At 60.7% G+C, this 16590-nt stretch carries 22 protein-coding genes and 1 tRNA gene; 11 read left to right on the plus strand and 12 right to left on the minus strand.

Going from position 1 to position 16590, the window contains the following annotated elements; translation table 11 throughout:
• Positions 1-8: 8 nt before the first annotated feature.
• Together LIW51_RS04760 and LIW51_RS04765 are read right to left on the minus strand one after the other, a co-directional pair.
• Positions 9-731 (minus strand): NAD(+)/NADH kinase, encoded by a 723-nt coding sequence (locus LIW51_RS04760; RefSeq protein WP_227376075.1) that lies wholly within the window; start codon positions 729-731, stop codon positions 9-11.
• An 87-nt stretch (positions 732-818) separates the two neighbouring features.
• A complete protein-coding gene (locus LIW51_RS04765; protein WP_227376076.1) occupies positions 819-2129 on the minus strand; it encodes a M20/M25/M40 family metallo-hydrolase in 1311 nt (436 codons plus the stop codon).
• A 235-nt stretch (positions 2130-2364) separates the two neighbouring features.
• Here LIW51_RS04765 and pdhA point away from each other — a divergent pair, with 235 nt between their 5' ends.
• Together pdhA and LIW51_RS04775 are read left to right on the plus strand one after the other, a co-directional pair.
• A complete protein-coding gene (gene pdhA, locus LIW51_RS04770) occupies positions 2365-3405 on the plus strand; it encodes a pyruvate dehydrogenase (acetyl-transferring) E1 component subunit alpha (RefSeq protein ID WP_227376077.1) in 1041 nt (346 codons plus the stop codon).
• A gap of 51 nt (positions 3406-3456) precedes the next feature.
• Complete coding sequence (locus LIW51_RS04775; RefSeq protein ID WP_227376078.1) at positions 3457-3699, plus strand: hypothetical protein; 243 nt, start codon at positions 3457-3459, stop codon at positions 3697-3699.
• Here the strand turns inward: LIW51_RS04775 and LIW51_RS04780 are convergent, their stop codons facing one another.
• Both LIW51_RS04780 and LIW51_RS04785 read right to left on the minus strand, forming a co-directional pair.
• On the minus strand, positions 3700-3957 hold the full coding sequence (locus LIW51_RS04780; RefSeq protein WP_227376079.1) for an MTH865 family protein: 258 nt from the start codon (positions 3955-3957) through the stop codon (positions 3700-3702).
• A 247-nt stretch (positions 3958-4204) separates the two neighbouring features.
• Positions 4205-4420 carry a hypothetical protein gene (locus LIW51_RS04785; protein WP_227376080.1) on the minus strand — a complete coding sequence of 72 codons (216 nt, stop codon included), beginning with the start codon at positions 4418-4420 and terminating at the stop codon, positions 4205-4207.
• Positions 4421-4584: 164 nt separating this feature from the next.
• Between LIW51_RS04785 and LIW51_RS04790 the strand changes: the two genes are divergently transcribed.
• The gene (locus LIW51_RS04790) at positions 4585-5154 is read left to right on the plus strand and encodes a plastocyanin/azurin family copper-binding protein (RefSeq protein WP_227376081.1); all 570 of its coding nucleotides are present in this window, start codon (positions 4585-4587) and stop codon (positions 5152-5154) included.
• On the opposite strand, the gene LIW51_RS04795 is transcribed toward LIW51_RS04790, so the two are convergent.
• Entirely contained in the window at positions 5155-5712 is a 558-nt protein-coding gene (locus LIW51_RS04795; RefSeq protein ID WP_227376082.1) for an NAD(P)/FAD-dependent oxidoreductase, read from the minus strand.
• Between the two features lie 34 nt (positions 5713-5746).
• Positions 5747-6223, minus strand: coding sequence for an SRPBCC family protein (locus tag LIW51_RS04800; protein ID WP_227376083.1), 477 nt, complete (start codon positions 6221-6223; stop codon positions 5747-5749).
• A 34-nt stretch (positions 6224-6257) separates the two neighbouring features.
• Here LIW51_RS04800 and LIW51_RS04805 point away from each other — a divergent pair, with 34 nt between their 5' ends.
• Positions 6258-6953 carry an arsinothricin resistance N-acetyltransferase ArsN1 family B gene (locus LIW51_RS04805; RefSeq protein WP_227376084.1) on the plus strand — a complete coding sequence of 232 codons (696 nt, stop codon included), beginning with the start codon at positions 6258-6260 and terminating at the stop codon, positions 6951-6953.
• On the opposite strand, the gene lrpA1 is transcribed toward LIW51_RS04805, so the two are convergent.
• The 6 genes from lrpA1 to LIW51_RS04835 all read right to left on the minus strand — a co-directional run bounded on the left by lrpA1 (position 6946) and on the right by LIW51_RS04835 (position 12752).
• Entirely contained in the window at positions 6946-7374 is a 429-nt protein-coding gene (lrpA1, locus tag LIW51_RS04810) for an HTH-type transcriptional regulator LrpA1 (protein WP_227376085.1), read from the minus strand. The two genes, LIW51_RS04805 and lrpA1, sit on opposite strands and share 8 nt — an antisense overlap.
• Before the next feature lie 104 nt (positions 7375-7478).
• On the minus strand, positions 7479-8414 hold the full coding sequence (locus LIW51_RS04815) for a thiamine pyrophosphate-dependent enzyme (RefSeq protein ID WP_227376086.1): 936 nt from the start codon (positions 8412-8414) through the stop codon (positions 7479-7481).
• A gap of 1 nt (position 8415) precedes the next feature.
• Positions 8416-10305, minus strand: coding sequence for a 2-oxoacid:acceptor oxidoreductase subunit alpha (locus LIW51_RS04820; RefSeq protein ID WP_227376087.1), 1890 nt, complete (start codon positions 10303-10305; stop codon positions 8416-8418).
• A gap of 432 nt (positions 10306-10737) precedes the next feature.
• On the minus strand, positions 10738-11070 hold the full coding sequence (locus LIW51_RS04825; protein WP_227376088.1) for a hypothetical protein: 333 nt from the start codon (positions 11068-11070) through the stop codon (positions 10738-10740).
• A gap of 417 nt (positions 11071-11487) precedes the next feature.
• The gene (locus tag LIW51_RS04830; protein ID WP_227376089.1) at positions 11488-11715 is read right to left on the minus strand and encodes a DUF7976 family protein; all 228 of its coding nucleotides are present in this window, start codon (positions 11713-11715) and stop codon (positions 11488-11490) included.
• Positions 11716-11717: 2 nt separating this feature from the next.
• Positions 11718-12752, minus strand: coding sequence for an Mrp/NBP35 family ATP-binding protein (locus LIW51_RS04835; RefSeq protein ID WP_227376090.1), 1035 nt, complete (start codon positions 12750-12752; stop codon positions 11718-11720).
• Positions 12753-12937: 185 nt separating this feature from the next.
• Between LIW51_RS04835 and moaA the strand changes: the two genes are divergently transcribed.
• The 7 genes from moaA (at position 12938) to LIW51_RS04870 (ending at position 16588) form a co-directional block, all read left to right on the plus strand.
• The gene (moaA, locus tag LIW51_RS04840; RefSeq protein ID WP_227376091.1) at positions 12938-13897 is read left to right on the plus strand and encodes a GTP 3',8-cyclase MoaA; all 960 of its coding nucleotides are present in this window, start codon (positions 12938-12940) and stop codon (positions 13895-13897) included.
• A gap of 43 nt (positions 13898-13940) precedes the next feature.
• Positions 13941-14717, plus strand: coding sequence for a succinylglutamate desuccinylase/aspartoacylase family protein (locus tag LIW51_RS04845; RefSeq protein ID WP_227376092.1), 777 nt, complete (start codon positions 13941-13943; stop codon positions 14715-14717).
• Positions 14714-14998, plus strand: a complete 285-nt coding sequence (locus tag LIW51_RS04850) for a hypothetical protein (protein ID WP_227376093.1) — start codon at positions 14714-14716, stop codon at positions 14996-14998. Before LIW51_RS04845 ends, LIW51_RS04850 begins: the two co-directional genes overlap by 4 nt.
• 75 nt (positions 14999-15073) lie before the next feature.
• A tRNA-Ser gene (locus LIW51_RS04855) sits at positions 15074-15158 on the plus strand.
• A gap of 16 nt (positions 15159-15174) precedes the next feature.
• A complete protein-coding gene (locus LIW51_RS04860; protein ID WP_227376094.1) occupies positions 15175-15684 on the plus strand; it encodes a 30S ribosomal protein S13 in 510 nt (169 codons plus the stop codon).
• The gene (locus LIW51_RS04865) at positions 15684-16205 is read left to right on the plus strand and encodes a 30S ribosomal protein S4 (RefSeq protein WP_227376095.1); all 522 of its coding nucleotides are present in this window, start codon (positions 15684-15686) and stop codon (positions 16203-16205) included. The genes LIW51_RS04860 and LIW51_RS04865 overlap by 1 nt, the downstream gene beginning before the upstream one ends.
• On the plus strand, positions 16202-16588 hold the full coding sequence (locus LIW51_RS04870; RefSeq protein WP_227376096.1) for a 30S ribosomal protein S11: 387 nt from the start codon (positions 16202-16204) through the stop codon (positions 16586-16588). Before LIW51_RS04865 ends, LIW51_RS04870 begins: the two co-directional genes overlap by 4 nt.
• Positions 16589-16590: the final 2 nt, after the last annotated feature.

Consider the following 16590-nt stretch of genomic DNA (forward strand, 5'->3'; position numbering starts at 1 on the left):
CCAGACTGCTACGCGAAGAAACTCTGACTCGCGTCCACGGACGTCAGTTCGACTGTCCCGTCGAACGCGATCTCCACCGGTTCGTGCGGCTCCACCGGACACACTTCGCGGTCGTCCGCGAGGAGCACCACCGCGTCCTCATCGCGTTCGACGGCGAGCGTGACCGGGCCGCGGAGCACCCAGTCGTCGACGTGGATGGCGAACGGCGCGACGGGGACGACAGAGACGACCTCCGTCCCCAACTGAACGACCGGGCCGCCGGCGTCCCGCGCGTACCCCCGACTGCCGGTAGGCGTTGCGACGACGACTGCGTCTGCCCGGAACTGGTCGACGAACTCGCCGTCCGCGTGAACGCTGTACTCGGAGATTCGTGCCGGTTTGCTCGTCACCAGCGTCGCGTCGAACAGCGCGTCGGCGACGCGTTCGCCGCCGACCGACGCCGAGAGGAGCGGTCGGTTTCTCGTCGTCCACTCCTCCGCGAGGAGTTCCTCGACGGCCAGTTCGACTTGGGATTCTGGAACGCTCTCCAGCCCCGACCCCGCACCGACCGGAAGAATCGGAATCGACACTCCGGCGCGGATGAGGCCGGTGACCGCCGATTCGCCGGGTGCGACAACGACCGACGGGTTCGCGTCGAGAACGGTGCGCGGGTCGTCGTCCACCGCTCGCTCGACGCCGTCGTCTATCGCCTCGTCGATTCGACGGACGAGGCGCGCGTCACCCCCCGTCACGACCCCTATCCGCATCGTCTTCCCCCATGTGCTCGCTCGCTTCTCATCACCCGAACAGTCTCGTCCCGTCCTGAAAAGGATACCGCGCTACTCGTCGTAGGGCCAGTCGCCGATCACCTTCATCCCTGCCGCTTGGTCTTCGGCTTCTAGTGCGGCAGCGATCTCCTCGGGGTCTTTATGCGCGACCTCGAATTCGTCGCTTGCGAGGGTCACCGTAAGGTCGGTGAGCAAGATGGCCTGCTCGCGGAGGTCGCGGACTTCGATCTTGTCTAGCGTGTCGGCGAAAGTGTGACCCCAGCCACGCCCTTCGTCGCCCGTCTCGCTCATGACGTGGTAGCCCGGAACGCCCCACTGGACGAAGGGCCAGTGGTCGCTGTGCGGCCCCTGTTCCGGAATCGTGGTGATGGGATGGTCGAACTTCTCCGCAACGTCGTGGGCCGCCTCGTCCAACTCCTCGAAACCGTGGGTGAAAAACGATAGCGTACGCCCGCGAACGACGCCGTCGTTGTTCACGATTGCCTTGATGCTGTCGTGGTCGGTGACGCTCGCCATGTAGTTCGACCCGTCGAGGCCGACCTCCTCGGCGCCGAAGGCGACGAAGTGGACGCGCGTATCGAGTTCGTCTTCGCGCTCGGCGAGGGCGCGGGCCAACTCGACGACCATCGCCGTTCCGGCACCGTTGTCCATCGCTCCTTCGGCGATGTCGTGGGCGTCCACGTGGCTGGTGATGAGCACCCGTTCGTCGGTGTCCGGCCCGAGTTCCGCGTGGACGTTCTGGCTGGTCGCGTCGTGTATCTCGGCGTCGACTTCGACCGTCACGTCCTCACCCTCCCACCGCCGAGCGAGGCGCGCCCCGACTTCTTTGCTCACGCCGACGGCGGGAACGTCGCCGATCGGGTCGTCTTCGGTGCCGACGCTCCCGGTCGGCGGGAGACAGCCTTCGACGTGGTTGCGGAAGACGAAGGCCGCCGCTCCGCCTTCGACCGCGTAGTAGTACTTCTCTCGGCGGTGGATGAAGCGATCGTAGTGATCCGGGACGTTCGAGGCGACCATGACGACCTTCCCCTCGACATCGTTGTGCTCGAAGTCTGACGGAAGACCGTAGCCGAGGTCGACGAACTCGCCCTTCGCGCCGTCGGTGGGACTGCGGGGCAAGGCGATGCAGTCTTGCGTCGTGCCGCCCGCTCGAATCGCGCTATCGCCGCGTGTCCATCCCTGAACGTCGAATTCTTCCAGTCGAGTGTTCCGCGCCCCGACCGATTCGAGGGCGTCGCGGGTCGCTTCCGCACCGCGTCGTTCGCCGTCGCTTCCGGCCATCCGATCGCCGATATCCACTACCGTTTCGAGGAGATTCCATCCCGCATTGCTCGTGAACGTCCGGCCGATCCATCGTGACATACGCTTCCACATCTCGCGGGGGGTCGCCTAAGCGTTTCGAACCGTAATATCCCGACGATTCGTCGGTTCTCTCCGTCTGTTTATCCCCAAAATCGGCAGTTCGTAACCCGCGTATTTAAACTATCTTCAAACTCTCGGCGGTTTCGTTAGTGTAGCGATGCTTTATAATGAATGGGGTTGTTTCACCGATAGACGGTCGGAGTTTCACTCAAATATGGCTTCACAAGCACCTGATATGGCGCGCGTAGTTGGACTCGACGGAAGTGTCGAAAGGGACGTGAACCTCTCGGCGACGGACGTGGAGAACATGTACCGGTTGCAAGTGCTCGCGCGCACGTTCGACCGGAAAGCAGTCTCGCTCCACCGACAGGGGCGTATCGGAACCTACGCACCGCTGCAAGGACAGGAAGCGGCGCAGGTCGGGGCGGCGTACGCGCTCTCGCCGGACGACTACTGTTTCCCGACGTACCGCGACCACGCGATGTATCTCACTCGCGGGCACGCCATGCGGGATATCCTTTTGAACCTCTCCGGAGCGGGGAACTACGTCGACCGCGAGGACGCCGACGGACTTCGGACGTTCCCGCCGACGATTCCCATCGCCACACAACTTCCCCACGCGGTCGGCGTCGGCATGGGAGCCAAATACAAGGACGACGACTGCACCGTGCTGGCGAGTTTCGGCGACGGCGCGACCAGCGAAGGCGACTTCCACGAGGCGATGAACTTCGCGGGCGTGTTCGAGACGCCGACGGTTTTCTTCTGCCAGAACAACCAGTGGGCGATATCGGTGCCCAGGGAGCGCCAGACGGCCAGCGCCACCATCGCGCAGAAAGCGCAGGCGTACGGCTTCGAAGGCGTCCGCGTGGACGGAAACGACGTGTTCGCCGTCTACAGCGCGGTGCGCGACGCCCTCGCGCGCGCGAAAGGTGGTAAAACGTTACTCATCGAAGCCGTCACCTACCGACGGGGCGCTCACACCACGACCGACGATCCCTCGAAGTACCGCGACGAAGCGGAGGTCGAGTCATGGGCCGAGAAAGATCCGCTCGAACGCACCCGCGAGTACCTCGAATCGGAGCACGAGTGGACCGACGAGGACGAACGGGCGCTCCGCGAAGAAGCGACCGACCGCGTGGCCGAGGCGGTCGAGGCCGCCGAAGCGCACGACGGGTACGACGCCGACGCCATCTTCGACCACGTGTACGACGGCGAACATCCCCGATACGCCCGCCAGCGCGCCGCCGTCCCCGAGAACCCGGACGTGGAACGGTAGTCGCCAGCACAGTTATGTGCCGGGCTGTGGTATCCGGTACGGGGTGTTACGATGGAACGTCAAGACGCGCGGATGGGGGAGTACGGGGCCGAAACCGAGGAAATAGCGGATATCGCCGAGATGGAGATCACGGAGCCGACGTTGACGTGGCTCGAGATCTCCCATCCGCAGCAACCGATTCCGATCGGCGAAAACGATAGGGTGTTGAACAGCTACTTCAACGAGCAACAGGACGTGTGGGAAGTGTTGCTCGTCGCGCTTCCCGACGAGGAGACGGACGCTGACGAAGAGTGATTACAGCATGTCCTTCTGCTTCATCCCCTCGATGAGGTCATCGACGAGCGTGTCAACGTCCTCGTAGGGGAAGTCCTGCGAGTCGTTCATCTTCGTCGACAGCTCCATCGCGGTGAAGCTCGTGTCGCCGGCTTCGAAGCGCGTGCCGGGACCGTTCGGGAGCGCCGGAACGAGATCCATCGGGTTGCTGACTGGGTAGTCTGCACCTTTGAACGCATCGCGGAACTGCTGCCGGAATTCTGCTTCCTTGTCGGCCATGTCGTTTCATGTGTGAGTATCCGGCAAAAACGTTCCGAAACAACTAGAAACAAGTTGTAAGTTTATCCTACGTAGTGGGAAGTTCGTACTCCGGATGTTCGACTCCTCGTACCGCATTTTTCGGAACCGAGACCGGTAGGTACGACAAGACGCTGGAACTTCGACTCGGTTACGCCAGCGACGAAACGGCGAGTGAAACGAGTCGTTTCGAGCGATAGGCAGGTGACACAACCGCCAAGGTGCTAGCTCACTCTCCGGAAAATCGGAGATCTTCTGGGCCGACGATCCGCCGACGGAGCGAGGAAGAGCGAAGTTCTTCCGAGGGAGCGACGGTAGGAGTGAGGACGGTCTTCGTGAGCGAGTTCTCGCGAGCGACGAAGGAAGAACGAGAGCAGGGGAGAGCTTCCCACTTCTCGAGCCAGCAGGAACGTTCACGAGAGCGATGCTCTAGTGCGCCAATCATAAATCGACGATTTCCGCTGAGGTCTTCCGGTGCTTTCGATCGGCCTTTTACCAGAGAAGCAGGTCAAGACGCGTATCGTGCGGTCCGCGTCTCGGCTCCCGACCGCAGAAAAAGGTCGTGGTGAAACCAAAGTATTCAGTACCCGTCGGTGCCAAGCCTCTCCCATGACAGATGGGGAAGCGGACGAATCGATTACTCGACGCGGGTTTATCCTCGGCTCTGCGGGTGCAGCGGCCGCCGGTGCGGCTGGAACGGCGGCGGCGCAGGAGGGTGGCTCCGGCGGCGGTGGCGGCGGAACGAAGACGGTGAAGGTCGGCCCCGGTGGAAATCTGACGTTCGAACCGTCCGAACTGTCGATTCCGCCAGGGACGACGGTGAAGTGGGTCTGGGAGTCGAACACCCACAACGTCGTCCCCGAGAGCCAACCTGAAGGGTCGAGTTGGCAGGGGTCGAAAGGCGCACCGAACAAGACGTACGATTCGGGTCACACCTACTCGCACACGTTCGACACGCCCGGTACGTACGAGTACTTCTGCCAGCCGCACAAGTCCGCCGGTATGACCGGTTCGATAACCGTCGGAAGCAGTGGCGGTGGCTCGTCGAAACCGGCGGTTCCGTCCAGCGCCAAGACGCTCGGCATCGCCACCTCGGGCGCACTGGTGTTCACCCTCGGACTGGCGTACTTCTTCATGAAGTTCGGCGGCGACTACGGCGAGTACGGCGAGTACGAGTAGTTACTCTGCGTCGTCCGGCGTATTGAAGTCGTGGAACGCGCGACCCTTCTCCGCGCTCAGGATGTCCAGCCCCGCGGCTGCACCGCCACCGACCGAGATGGCGGCCTGAATCTTGTCCGCGCGCGCCGTCCACCCGGCGGCGTAGGCGTTCTCGACCGTCGTCGCGTTGTCCATATCGATTTCGACGGTGCCGTCGTCGGCCAGTTCACAGCCGAGCGCCTCGGCCATGTCGCGCGAGCGTCCGGTGGTGAAGACGACGTACTTGGCGTCGTACTCGTCGGAATCGGTGGTGACGGTGAAGCCGTCGTCCGCCCGTTCGACGGCGGTTACTTCCCCCCCTTGCTTTCGCTCCGCGCTGTGGTCGTCCACTTGCTTGCGAGCGACCTCCATGAACTCGTCGCCGGCGATGCTCTCGATGCCAAGGTAGTTGTAGAGCCACGCGGCGTGCATCGCCGTGTCGTCCGTGTCGAAGACGACCGTATCGAGGTCGTTTTTCGCGGTGAACAGTGCGGCGCTCAGTCCGGCGGGACCGCCGCCGATGACGGCTACGTCTGACATACGACGTCACGTAGCATTGACGCGTCTATAAAACTCATCGCTCCAGCAACTCCTTCGTCTTTCGGTGGCGGTAGCGAAACATTGGTTCGAACCCGACCTTTGCGAGCGGACTCCCCGCCGTCCCGAGTGCCGGGAACCGATACTCTACCCTGTCGCGCACCAGCGTTCGTCCGTCGCCGTCGTGGAACTGGTGGGTGTGTCGCCATTCCGGAAACGGACCGTCCCTCATCTCGTCTTGAAACAGGGCGGATCCGTCGCGCTCTTCGCGGCGGGTGATTTTGGACGTCCATCGCTGTCGCGGACCGACGCCGAGGGGTTGGAGCGACAGGCGAATCTCCGTGCCCGTCTCCAGCACGACCTGTTCCGGGTCGCCGTCCGGCCCCCGAATCCCTTCGACGCGGAGGTGCATCCATTCGGGGGTGAGCGCCTCCAGCCCGTCAGTGGCCGAGTAGAACCGCCACACGTCCTCGAACGGTGCGTCCACCCAGACCTCGCGCTGGTAGGTAGCCATCGTCGGGACTTTCGTCGCCGACGTAAAGTTTCTTATGCGCGGTAGCCGGGACGACGATTTATCCCGGTTCGACGCGCACGTCGAAGGGATGGTCTCCGTTCGACTCGCCGAGGCGGACGACGCGCCGCAGATCGCGGCCATCTACGCGCCCCTCGTCCGCGAGACGGTCGTTTCGTTCGAAACCGACCCGCCGGATGACGGGGAGATGGCGGAGCGAATCCTGACGACGCTTCCGACGTACCCGTGGCTGGTCTGCGAAAGCGGCGACGAGATTCTGGGGTACGCCTATGCGTCCGCCCACCGCACGCGGGACGCCTATCAGTGGTCTGTGGACGTGTCGGTGTACGTCCACGGTGAGCACCGTCGCTCGGGCGTCGGGCGAGGCTTATACGAATCGTTGTTCGCTCTCCTCTGGCGACAGGGATTCTACAACGCCTACGCGGGAATCGCGCTTCCCAATCCGGCGAGCGTCGGTCTCCACGAGTCGCTCGGCTTCGAGGAGGTGGGCGTCTACCGGAGCGTCGGGTACAAAAACGGGGCGTGGCGCGACGTCGGTTGGTGGCACCGACGACTGCGCTCCAGCGACCCCGACTCGCCAACCAACAGCAACTCGTCGGGGGGCCTCAACTCGTCGGACGACCCCGAGCCGCCGTCGTCGCTGACCGAACTGGAATCGATAACGAAGGCCGAGGCGATGGAACGAGGCGTGCGGTCGATACGGATCACTTGAGACGCTCTTGGAGGAACGACGGATGGGCCGCGGAGACGCCGTCGATGACGAGAATCTGGTCGCTTATCACACCCCCGACCGCGTCGCCGTTCGGCGCGCGAACCTCCGCCATCAGCATGTGGTCGCCGCTGCACGTGTACAGCGTCTCGATGTCGTCGAGCTCCTTGAGCGCCCGCGTCGCCTCCACGTAGCGTTCGCTTTCCACATCGATGCCGACGAGCGCGATGCTCTGACTGGAGAGCTTCTTCGGGTCTACTTCCGCCGAGTAGCCGACGATGACGCCCTCGTCTTCGAGCTTGTCGATGTACTTCCGAACGGTCGGCTTTGAAACCCCTGCGCGGTCTGCGATCTCCGAGTACGACGCCTGCGCGTCGTGCTCCAAAACACGAAGGATACGGTCTTCGGTCGATTCCGTGCTCATGTTAGTGGGTTGTTTCCCGTACAGGAAAAAATACCTTGCGAAGTGGAAAACACATTGTGGACCGCGAAAAGCTTGTACGAACCTCGGACGGAAGCGAAACGAGATTACTTGTGGCGGTCGAGGATGTCGTAGCTCCGTTCCCACTCGTACTCGTCGTCGAAGTACCGCTCCGCCAGCGGCGTCTCCGGCATGTCACCCGTGGCTTGTTTCTCCTGCTGGTAGGACGGGCGGTCGTCGTCGATGTAGAAGCGGCCGGTGAGCACCGTCCCCTCGTAGAGTTCGTCCTCGGCCTCGTACATCATCTCGGCCGCCTCGCGTCGGTCGTTCACGTCGAAGTCGTAGTCGTCGCTGTCCTGCACGTCGATGTACGGGACGTATTGCTTCGCGTCCTTGTTCCACGTCGGGCACTGCGTGAGGAAGTCGATGTGCGCGAACCCGTTGTGTTCCATCGCCTCGGCGAGGATCTGCTTCGCCTGATTCGGGTTGACCGCCGCCGTTCGGGCGACGTACGACGCACCCGAGGTGAGCGCGAGCGACAGTGGCCGAATCGGGCTCTTCGCGCTACCGTGTGGCTGGGTCTTCGACTTGTGACCCTTTGGGCTGGTCGGGGACGTCTGGCCCTTCGTCAGCCCGAAGATCTCGTTGTCGAAGACGATATAGGTCATGTCGTGGTTCTCGCGGGCGGTGTGCATGAAGTGGTTCCCGCCGATACCGTACCCGTCGCCGTCACCGCCCGCGGCGATGACTTCGATGTCCGGATTGGCGAGTTTGGCCGCGCGCGCGACTGGCAGGGCGCGTCCGTGGATGGAGTGGAAGCCGTAGCTCTGGAAGTAGCTCGACAGCTTCCCGGAACAGCCGATCCCTGTGACGAGTAGCGTCTCGTCCGGCGTTCGACCGACCTCGGGCATCGCCTGCTTCAGTGCCTTCAGGACGCCGAAGTCACCACAGCCCGGACACCACGTCGCCTGCGGTTCGAGACTCGGCGTGAACTCGTTCGAATCGATCTCTCGTTCTTCTCCGATTGCGTTGAATACACTCATTTTAGTCACCCGTTGCGGATTCGATGTGCGTGTTGTAGTCGGTCTCGGCGTTCTCGTCTAGTCTCACCTCGAAGCCGTCGACGATCTCGGCGGGTTCGAATGGATTGCCGTCGTACTTCAGCAGGCTGAACATCTTCTCGCCGAAGCGTCCCGTCTGGCCCTGAATGTGTCTGCGGAACTGCGCCGTGGCGTTCATCTCGACGACCAGCGCCTCGTCCACGTCTTCGAGGAACTCGCTGACCTCGTCTTTCGGGAACGGAACCATGTCGCTGACGTTCATCGCCTTGACCGAGTGGTCGTCCTCGTTCAGTACGTCCACCGCTTCCTCGACGGCACCCTTCGTGCTGCCGAAGTTGAGGATGGCGTAGTCGGCGTTGTCGGGGCCGTAGACGGTCTGGTGTGACTCGTCCATCGCGTCGAGTTCCTCGCGGATGGCGTCGAGTTTCGACATCCGGCGGTTCATCTGTGTGACGCGGTTGTTCGCGTCCTCGCTGATGTGCCCTGCCTCGTTGTGCTCGTTTCCGGACGCGAGGAAGTTGCCGCCCTTCTGTCCCGGCAGGGAGCGCGGGCTGACGCCGTCTTCGCCGTCGTAGCGGTAACGCTTGAACCGTCCCGCGAGACGTTCGCCCGCTTCGATATCCTCTTCGGTCACGACGCTTCCGATGTCCGGGTTCGGCTCGCGGTCGAACACCGACTCGGGAACCGTCTCGTGCCCGCCGGAGAGCTTCTGATCGTAGAGGATGATGGACGGAATCTGGTACTCGTAGGCGATTTCGAACGCCTTACGCGTCTGGATGTACGACTCGCGCGCGTCACCCGGCGCGAAGACGACACGGTTCGAGTCGCCTTGACTCGTGTAAAGTACGTGTTCTAAGTCACCCTGCTCGGGTTTCGTCGGCATCCCCGTCGAGGGTCCTGCGCGCATCGACTCGACGAGCACGAGCGGCGTCTCGGTGATCTCCGCGAGACCGAGCGGTTCGGACATGAGCGCGAACCCGCCGCCGGACGACCCGCTTATCGCCTTCGCGCCCGCGTGGCTTGCACCGACGGCGAGACACGCAGCGGCGATCTCGTCCTCGACCTGCTCGGAGATACCTCCAAGGTCGGGGAGGTGTTGGGTCATGATCGTGAACACGTCGGTCCACGGCGTCATCGGATACCCCGAGATGAATCGGCATCCTTCGTCGATTGCGCCGTACGCGATTCCGTGACTACCGGAGATGAGCACCGGCTCTTCGTCGTGTTCGCTCTGGGAAACCGTCACGCCGACGTCCGTGTCGTAGTTCTCCGAAACGTCCTCGTAGGCTTCCCGGAGGATCTCGAGGTTCGGTTCGAGGATCTTCTCCGGCATCGCCTCGCTCATCAGCTCTTCGACGACGTCGAGGTCGAGGCCGATGATGGCACAGGTCGCCCCGACCCCTGCGGTGTTCCGCATGACTTCCCGGCCGTGCTCCTTGGCGAGTCCGCGAAGATCCAAGTCGAAGACGTGCCAGTTGTTCTCCTCGACGCGCTCCTCGAAGTTCGGAATGTCGTCTGTGTCGAGCAGTCCAGCGTCGTAGATGATTACGCCGCCTTCTCGTAGCTCGTCCAAGTTCTCCGTTAGCGGTTTGATCTCTTCGTTGCCGTAGTAGGCTTCTTCCTGTGGGTTCCGCGCGAAGCTGTCACCGAGTGCGAGGAGGAAGTTGTAGTTGTCTCCCCGTGATTTCACTTCGTGATCGGCCGCGCGAATCTCCACGTAGGTGTGGCCGCCGCGAATGCGCGACGGATAGTGTCGATGCGTGAATACGTTCAACCCCGATCGCATCAGGGCTTTTGCGAAGTTCTGGCTCGTCGAGTCGATTCCGTCCCCGGAACCCCCTGCGACTCGCCAAATTAGTTCTTCATCCGTCATAATTGTAACTCCTGGCCTCCCCGGCCTAGTGTATTACGGTAGTAGCGCAAGGTGGTAAAGCCTTTGCCATAGATTAGCAAGGGTTTATCGTGATAGATGGGGTCTAACGGTTGATTTCGCGGTTTTCGAAGATGGAAATGTCTCGTTTCTTAATGATGGTTTATAGCTCAATGAACACCCTCTGTCCTACCCCCTTATCTCGGGATTTGGGTTACTATGTTAGAGTAATTACCATCTAAACTTTATTCTCATCTAAAATAGAATTTTCACTATTCAAAGAACTTTCATGAAGGATTTCAATGATTATCCAGCCTAAATTTAGAGCTCCACTAAATGTCCACCCAACCGCAGCTGTTAATATCCCGACGATAAAGGTTGCCAAAGCAATAAAATAGAGAAACTTCCAGAAGTTACTTTGGTCAAGGAGAATTCCTAAGGTAGCGAAGAGGAGCATTCCAAACACAAATTCAAAAAACCTGTGGTAAGTGACTCCTTCCCTGGTATGATTGGTGTTGTTCCTTCGTTCATCCCTTGTAATTGGCCCGTGATAACCTTTCCAGTGAACGCCAGAATAACTGCTCCAATCAGGAATAGAGGATAAAAATTAACATTATCAAAGGGGATGTTGACGATTTCAACTTCCAATACATTTTCCACCACATTGTTAATAGAAAATAGACCGACAGCAACTCCACCAAGCCAACACAAAGACAACCCAAAATTCGATATGCGTCTTCCTATTGGAATCCACCGAGTTTTCTCCATCTTATTTTTCAAATGGTGTAGAATTGCAATAAAAAGGTACGCATCAACAAGTGGGAGAATTGAGAGAAGTGATCGAATATAGATATGATCTTTATCTTTAGATTTTCCCTTCGTATAATCACATCTTAGCATCAGCAATGCTATTTGCGAACACTATTACGATAACAAAATAGTGTCAGGAACCGCCAATTTGACAACCGTTCCTGTAATTAGGGACACATCTTCTCCGTATAGTGACGCATATACCAGGAGGATAATTCCACCACCGAAAAAGAATACGACTTATACTCCCGAACCTTCGGCGAGAAACTCAGCGGCAGTCACAAAATCGGTGAAATTCCAATCGCGTATCCGATACTCGTCCTGTTCGGTGTTGCAGTGCTCGCCCAACGATTGCGCTGAGGACGAACGATTTCTTTATTCTCCTTTTCCACCGGCGTCTTTCGTCCGAAGTATTTCGCGCATGTTGATGTAGATATCTTTCGGAGACGTATTCTCGTCGGGGTCGAACAGATCGCTCACTCGGTAGAGCATCGCCGCGACCTGCTTGCTCTCGCTGCTGTCACCGCGAACGTCGTCGGCGATCTCGCGGAGGATCGCCACGCGCTCCGCGTCCGGTTCGAACGATTCCGTCTCGCGTGCCATACTCAGGATTGCTTGCGGCGGTTGATAATCCCGACGTTGTTGGCGACGTTCTCCGTCAACACGCGGAAGGAGTCGCCCGTCTCGCTCTCGTCGTCGAGGACGATGGGCGTCCCCTCGTCGCCGCCAGTTCTGACTGACGGGTCGAGCGGGACGGCACCGAGAAACGGCATATCGTGCTCTTCGGCGAAGGCCGCACCGCCGCCGCGTCCGAAGATGTCGTGTTCGCTCCCGCAGTCGGGGCACCTGAACGCGCTCATGTTCTCCGCGATGCCGAGAACGGGCGTCTCGTGTTTGCCGAACATCTGGAGACCCTTCTCCGCATCATCGAGCGCGACACGCTGTGGCGTGGTGACGATAACCGCACCGGTGACGGGGACGCTCTGGAGCAGCGTGAGTTGCGTATCGCCGGTTCCGGGCGGCAAGTCGACGACCATGTAATCGAGTTGTCCCCACTCCACGTCCTCCCAGAGTTGGGTGAGCACCTTGTGAACCATCGGGCCGCGCCAGATGACGGGGTCGTCTTGGCCGGTAAGAAACGCCATACTCATCAGTTTCACGCCGAACTTTTCCGGCGGAACGAGTTTCCCGTCTTCGGTCGCTCGCGGTCGTTCGTCCGCATCGACCATTCGCGGGACGTTCGGTCCGTACACGTCGGCGTCGAACAGCCCGACGCGAGCGCCGAGTTTCGCTAACCCCGCGGCGAGATTGACGGCGATGGTGCTCTTTCCGACGCCGCCCTTTCCGGACGCGACTGCGATGATGTTCTTGACGCCGGGAAGTACCTGCTCATCCGGCGAGAGATTACTGTCGACGCGAGCCGAGAGCTGCGTTTCGATCCCTTCCTCGGCGAGCACTTCGCGGACGCGGTTCGCAATCGCGGTTTCGTGCGGCGCGTACGGTGCACCGAGGGCGAGCGAAATCCGTGCAATTCCCTCTTCGACTGTTACGTCGTTAACGAGACCGAGTGAGACGATATCCTCGTCGAGGTCGGGGTCTGTAACGGTTCGAAGGAGTTCTCGAACGTCAGCTTCGTCCATGGTGACGGCTAGGGTGTGACCTGTCGATAAGACTTGTGAACCGGAAGAAAGGCTGATAAACCGGAGGACTCGATTCCGTCGTCGGAGGCAGTAGTTTCGCTCCGTGGCTGGCGTAAATAGATTCAGTTACGTTCCGATGGTGTTCTCCCACGAGTTTAAGAATACTCGTCCGAAAGAGGTGTGTGATGCTCGAAGATTCGTTCGGGCGCGAGGTATCGGGTGTGCGCGTCTCGCTCACCGACCGGTGTAATTTCGACTGTATCTACTGCCACAACGAGGGACTCGGGGATACGCGCGGTCCAATGGAGGCACAGGACGACGAGATGAGCGCCGACGACGTCGTTCGATTTCTGGAAGTCGCCCGCGAGTTCGGCGTCGAGAAAGTGAAATTCACCGGAGGAGAGCCGATGCTCCGACAAGATCTGGAGGAGATAATTCGTCGGACGCCCGACGAGATGGAGGTTTCTCTGACGACGAACGGAACCTTCCTCCCGGGGAGGGCCGAGCAACTCCGTGAAGCGGGACTAGAGCGCGTGAACGTCTCGCAGGACGCGCTCGACCCCGAAGCGTTCGCGGAGGTGACGAAAAGCGGCGCGTACGACAAAGTGCTAGAAGGCGTCGAAGCGGCGCTCGACGCCGGTCTCGACCCGGTGAAACTCAACATGGTCGTCTTCGAGGCAACCGCGGGCTACGTCCCTCGGATGGTCGAACACGTCGCCGAGAACGACGGACTTCAATTACAACTCATCGAGTACATGCCGGAGTTGACCGGCAAGCCGGAGTGGGCCATCGACATCCAGCGTGTCCACGATTGGCTCGAAAAACAGGCCGAGGAGATCGAGGTACGGGAGATGCACGGCCGAAGACGGTACTGGGTGAACGGCGGGATGGTCGAGATTGTCGACCCGGTCGAGAACCCGAGTTTCTGTTCTAATTGTCATCGCGTACGCGTAACGCACGAGGGATATCTCAAGGGGTGTCTGAATCGCAACGACGACCTCCGGTCGATGGGTGAGATGACGAAACCCGAAATCCGCGAGACGTTCCGCGAGACGGTAGCGAACCGCGTCCCCTACTACGGCGAGTACATGATTCGAAACGACGAGAACGAGTGGGAGATAAACGACCGGTACATCGACGTCTGAGTCGGCGATAAAGTTCATAGGGGCTGGCTACGCCCACTCTCGTATGCGACGACGGGCATTTCTCGCGAGGTCTAGTGCGTTGGCAGGCGGGTGCGCCGCGACGTCGGTCGTCGGAAGCGGACGACCGGTGGGGAAACCTTCGTCGTACACCATTCTCGATGGGACGAAGTACGCGACGGAGGTGTTCGTCCGAAAAGCGGGTGACGGCCCGACGGCACTCGTCGTCGGAGGGATGCATGGCGACGAACCGAGCGGCTATCGCGCGGCAAGGGACGTCGCAAAGTGGCGAATCGACGGCGGAACGCTCGTTGTCCTTCCGAAGGCGAACCGCGTGGCGATTCGGAAGAGTCGGCGCGAAGGTGCGAACGGGGACTTGAATCGACAGTTCCCCACCGATGAGAACCCGCAGACGACGCTCGCTCGAGCTATCTGGAACGTGGTCTCCCGCCACGACCCGGACGTAGTGTTCGACTTACACGGTTCCATCGGTATCTACGGTTATCACGAATCGTCGGTCGGTCAGGTCATCTGGCCGACCGACGCGGGAGACGCGAGCGAATACGCGAAACGAACCGTCGAACAACTTAACGGCGACGTCGTCCCGTGGTACATGCCATTCCACGCCTACCGTCGCGGTGATGAACTGGGTGGGTCGAGTCCGATGCTCGTCCACAAGGTGGCGGGTGACCTCGACAAAGAGGGGTACATCGTGGAGACGACGAAGTTCCTGCTCGATCCCGATACGAGGGTTCGGTGGACGAAACGGGCCACCGCCGATCTCCTCTCCCGGCACGGAATCGAACGGAGGACAGATCGATGAACGTGCGAGAAGTGTTCGCGGGGCGGGCGGTGTGGGGGTCGTATCTCGCGCTGGTCGGCCCGCTCGTTCTTGGTGCGCTGGATAACCGGCTCATGACGCCGCTCGCGCTGCCGGGCTATCTCGTTTTCACGCTCGGGAGCGCCGTCGGCAGTCGCCTATTTCCGACGCTCGAACTGTGGGTGTTCTGGGCTCCGTTTCTGGTCGGCTCGTACGTCGTCTCCGTGGTGCTGGCGGCGGGATACCGCGTGCTTCAGAAGACATTCGTTGCGTTTAAATACTAACCTCCGGTAGGATGAGTTGCAGACAACTGTAGGGATACGTGTCCCGAGTCCGGAAGGGCGAACGTAAGAGTATGTGTCGAGGTAGCCTAGTCTGGCCCACGGCGCAGGGTTGCTAACTCTGTGGCGTCAAGCCTCGAGGGTTCGAATCCCTCCCTCGACGCTCCAACCTATCAACCATGAGCACGGAACAACCACAGGACGAAGACGACGACCTTCGGTACTTCGTCCGCATCGGGCAAACTGACCTCGATGGGACGAAGTCCGTAGAGCGGTCGCTTTCCGAGATGAAAGGGATCGGTCGTCGCACGGCACGAATTATCGCGCGGGAGGCGGGCATCGACCGGACGGCGACGTTCGGTCGACTCGACGACGACGACATCGAAAGCGTCGTCGACGCCGTGGAGAACTACACCGACCGAACCCCGGAGTGGCTCGCGAACCACCGCAAGGGGTACTTCTCCGGCGAGACGACCCACGAGACCGGCAACGACCTGTCGATGACCCGTCGACAGGATATCAACCGAATGAAGATGATCAACTCGTACAAAGGCGTCCGTCACAAGCGAGGGCAGAAGGTTCGCGGTCAGCGAACCAAGTCCACGGGCCGTACCGAGGGGACGGTCGGCGTGAACGTCGAGGAGATCAAAGAAGAGGCCGCAGCGGCCGCCGAGGAGGGTGACGAATAATGTCGCTCCCCGGAGAGAACACGAAGTTCTACGAGACGCCGAACCATCCGTTCCAGGGCGAGCGAATCGCCGAGGAACGCAGTCTGATGGATCGCTACGGCTTGAAGAATAAAGAAGAACTCTGGCGAACCCAGAGTCAGCTTCGTAACTTCCGCCGCGAGGCCCGCCGACTGCTCGGTAGCATCACGGGCGACGAGGCGGAGGAGAGCGACGAGTTCCTCTCCCGACTGAAGCGAATCGGCGTCCTCGACGAGGGCGACGAACTCGGCGACGTGTTGCTCCTCGACATCACCGACGTGCTGGAGCGCCGACTCCAGACCGTCGCCTACCGGAAAGGACTGGCGCACACACCGCAGCAGGCGCGACAGTTCATCACCCACGGACACATCACCGTGGGCGATAGTCGAGTGTCCATCCCGTCGTACAAGGTCGAAGTGGACGAGGAAGATTTCGTCGCCTTCGACGAGACAAGCCCGCTTGCGGACGAACTCCACCCGGAACGCGCGGAGGGTAACGAATGAGCAACAACGACGAGAAGTGGGGTATCGCCCACGTACACGCATCGTTCAACAACACCATCATCACCATCACCGACCTCACCGGTGCGGAGACGATTGCAAAGTCGTCCGGCGGGTCGGTCGTGAAACAGAACCGCGACGAGTCCTCGCCGTACGCGGCCATGCAGATGGCCGAGACGGTCGCCGAGGAGGTCATAGCCGCTGGTATCGACGGCCTGCACGTTCGCGTGCGCGGCCCCGGTGGCAACCTACAGCAGAACCCCGGCCCCGGTGCGCAGGCGACGATTCGCGCACTCGCCCGCGCCGGTATCGAGATCGGTCGTATCGAGGACGTGACGCCGATTCCGCACGACGGCACTCGCGCACCGAAAGGTAGTGGGTTCTAACA

This window comes from Haladaptatus halobius, assembly GCF_020618475.1.
Classification (GTDB): Archaea; Halobacteriota; Halobacteria; order Halobacteriales; family Haladaptataceae; genus Haladaptatus; species Haladaptatus halobius.

Excerpts from the sequence above, each read along its gene's own strand:
- LIW51_RS04820 (WP_227376087.1), bottom strand. The coding sequence starts at position 10,305 with ATGACGGATGAAGAACTAATTTGGCGAGTCGCAGGGGGTTCCGGGGAC.
- LIW51_RS04815 (WP_227376086.1), bottom strand. The coding sequence starts at position 8,414 with ATGAGTGTATTCAACGCAATCGGAGAAGAACGAGAGATCGATTCGAAC.
- LIW51_RS04830 (WP_227376089.1), bottom strand. The coding sequence starts at position 11,715 with ATGGCACGCGAGACGGAATCGTTCGAACCGGACGCGGAGCGCGTGGCG.
- LIW51_RS04795 (WP_227376082.1), bottom strand. The coding sequence starts at position 5,712 with ATGTCAGACGTAGCCGTCATCGGCGGCGGTCCCGCCGGACTGAGCGCC.
- lrpA1 (WP_227376085.1), bottom strand. The coding sequence starts at position 7,374 with ATGAGCACGGAATCGACCGAAGACCGTATCCTTCGTGTTTTGGAGCAC.
- LIW51_RS04835 (WP_227376090.1), bottom strand. The coding sequence starts at position 12,752 with ATGGACGAAGCTGACGTTCGAGAACTCCTTCGAACCGTTACAGACCCC.
- LIW51_RS04790 (WP_227376081.1), top strand. The coding sequence starts at position 4,585 with ATGACAGATGGGGAAGCGGACGAATCGATTACTCGACGCGGGTTTATC.
- LIW51_RS04845 (WP_227376092.1), top strand. The coding sequence starts at position 13,941 with ATGCGACGACGGGCATTTCTCGCGAGGTCTAGTGCGTTGGCAGGCGGG.
- LIW51_RS04860 (WP_227376094.1), top strand. The coding sequence starts at position 15,175 with ATGAGCACGGAACAACCACAGGACGAAGACGACGACCTTCGGTACTTC.
- LIW51_RS04865 (WP_227376095.1), top strand. The coding sequence starts at position 15,684 with ATGTCGCTCCCCGGAGAGAACACGAAGTTCTACGAGACGCCGAACCAT.
- moaA (WP_227376091.1), top strand. The coding sequence starts at position 12,938 with ATGCTCGAAGATTCGTTCGGGCGCGAGGTATCGGGTGTGCGCGTCTCG.
- LIW51_RS04780 (WP_227376079.1), bottom strand. The coding sequence starts at position 3,957 with ATGGCCGACAAGGAAGCAGAATTCCGGCAGCAGTTCCGCGATGCGTTC.
- LIW51_RS04870 (WP_227376096.1), top strand. The coding sequence starts at position 16,202 with ATGAGCAACAACGACGAGAAGTGGGGTATCGCCCACGTACACGCATCG.
- LIW51_RS04765 (WP_227376076.1), bottom strand. The coding sequence starts at position 2,129 with ATGTCACGATGGATCGGCCGGACGTTCACGAGCAATGCGGGATGGAAT.
- LIW51_RS04825 (WP_227376088.1), bottom strand. The coding sequence starts at position 11,070 with ATGGAGAAAACTCGGTGGATTCCAATAGGAAGACGCATATCGAATTTT.
- pdhA (WP_227376077.1), top strand. The coding sequence starts at position 2,365 with ATGGCGCGCGTAGTTGGACTCGACGGAAGTGTCGAAAGGGACGTGAAC.
- LIW51_RS04850 (WP_227376093.1), top strand. The coding sequence starts at position 14,714 with ATGAACGTGCGAGAAGTGTTCGCGGGGCGGGCGGTGTGGGGGTCGTAT.
- LIW51_RS04800 (WP_227376083.1), bottom strand. The coding sequence starts at position 6,223 with ATGGCTACCTACCAGCGCGAGGTCTGGGTGGACGCACCGTTCGAGGAC.
- LIW51_RS04805 (WP_227376084.1), top strand. The coding sequence starts at position 6,258 with ATGCGCGGTAGCCGGGACGACGATTTATCCCGGTTCGACGCGCACGTC.
- LIW51_RS04775 (WP_227376078.1), top strand. The coding sequence starts at position 3,457 with ATGGAACGTCAAGACGCGCGGATGGGGGAGTACGGGGCCGAAACCGAG.
- LIW51_RS04785 (WP_227376080.1), bottom strand. The coding sequence starts at position 4,420 with ATGATTGGCGCACTAGAGCATCGCTCTCGTGAACGTTCCTGCTGGCTC.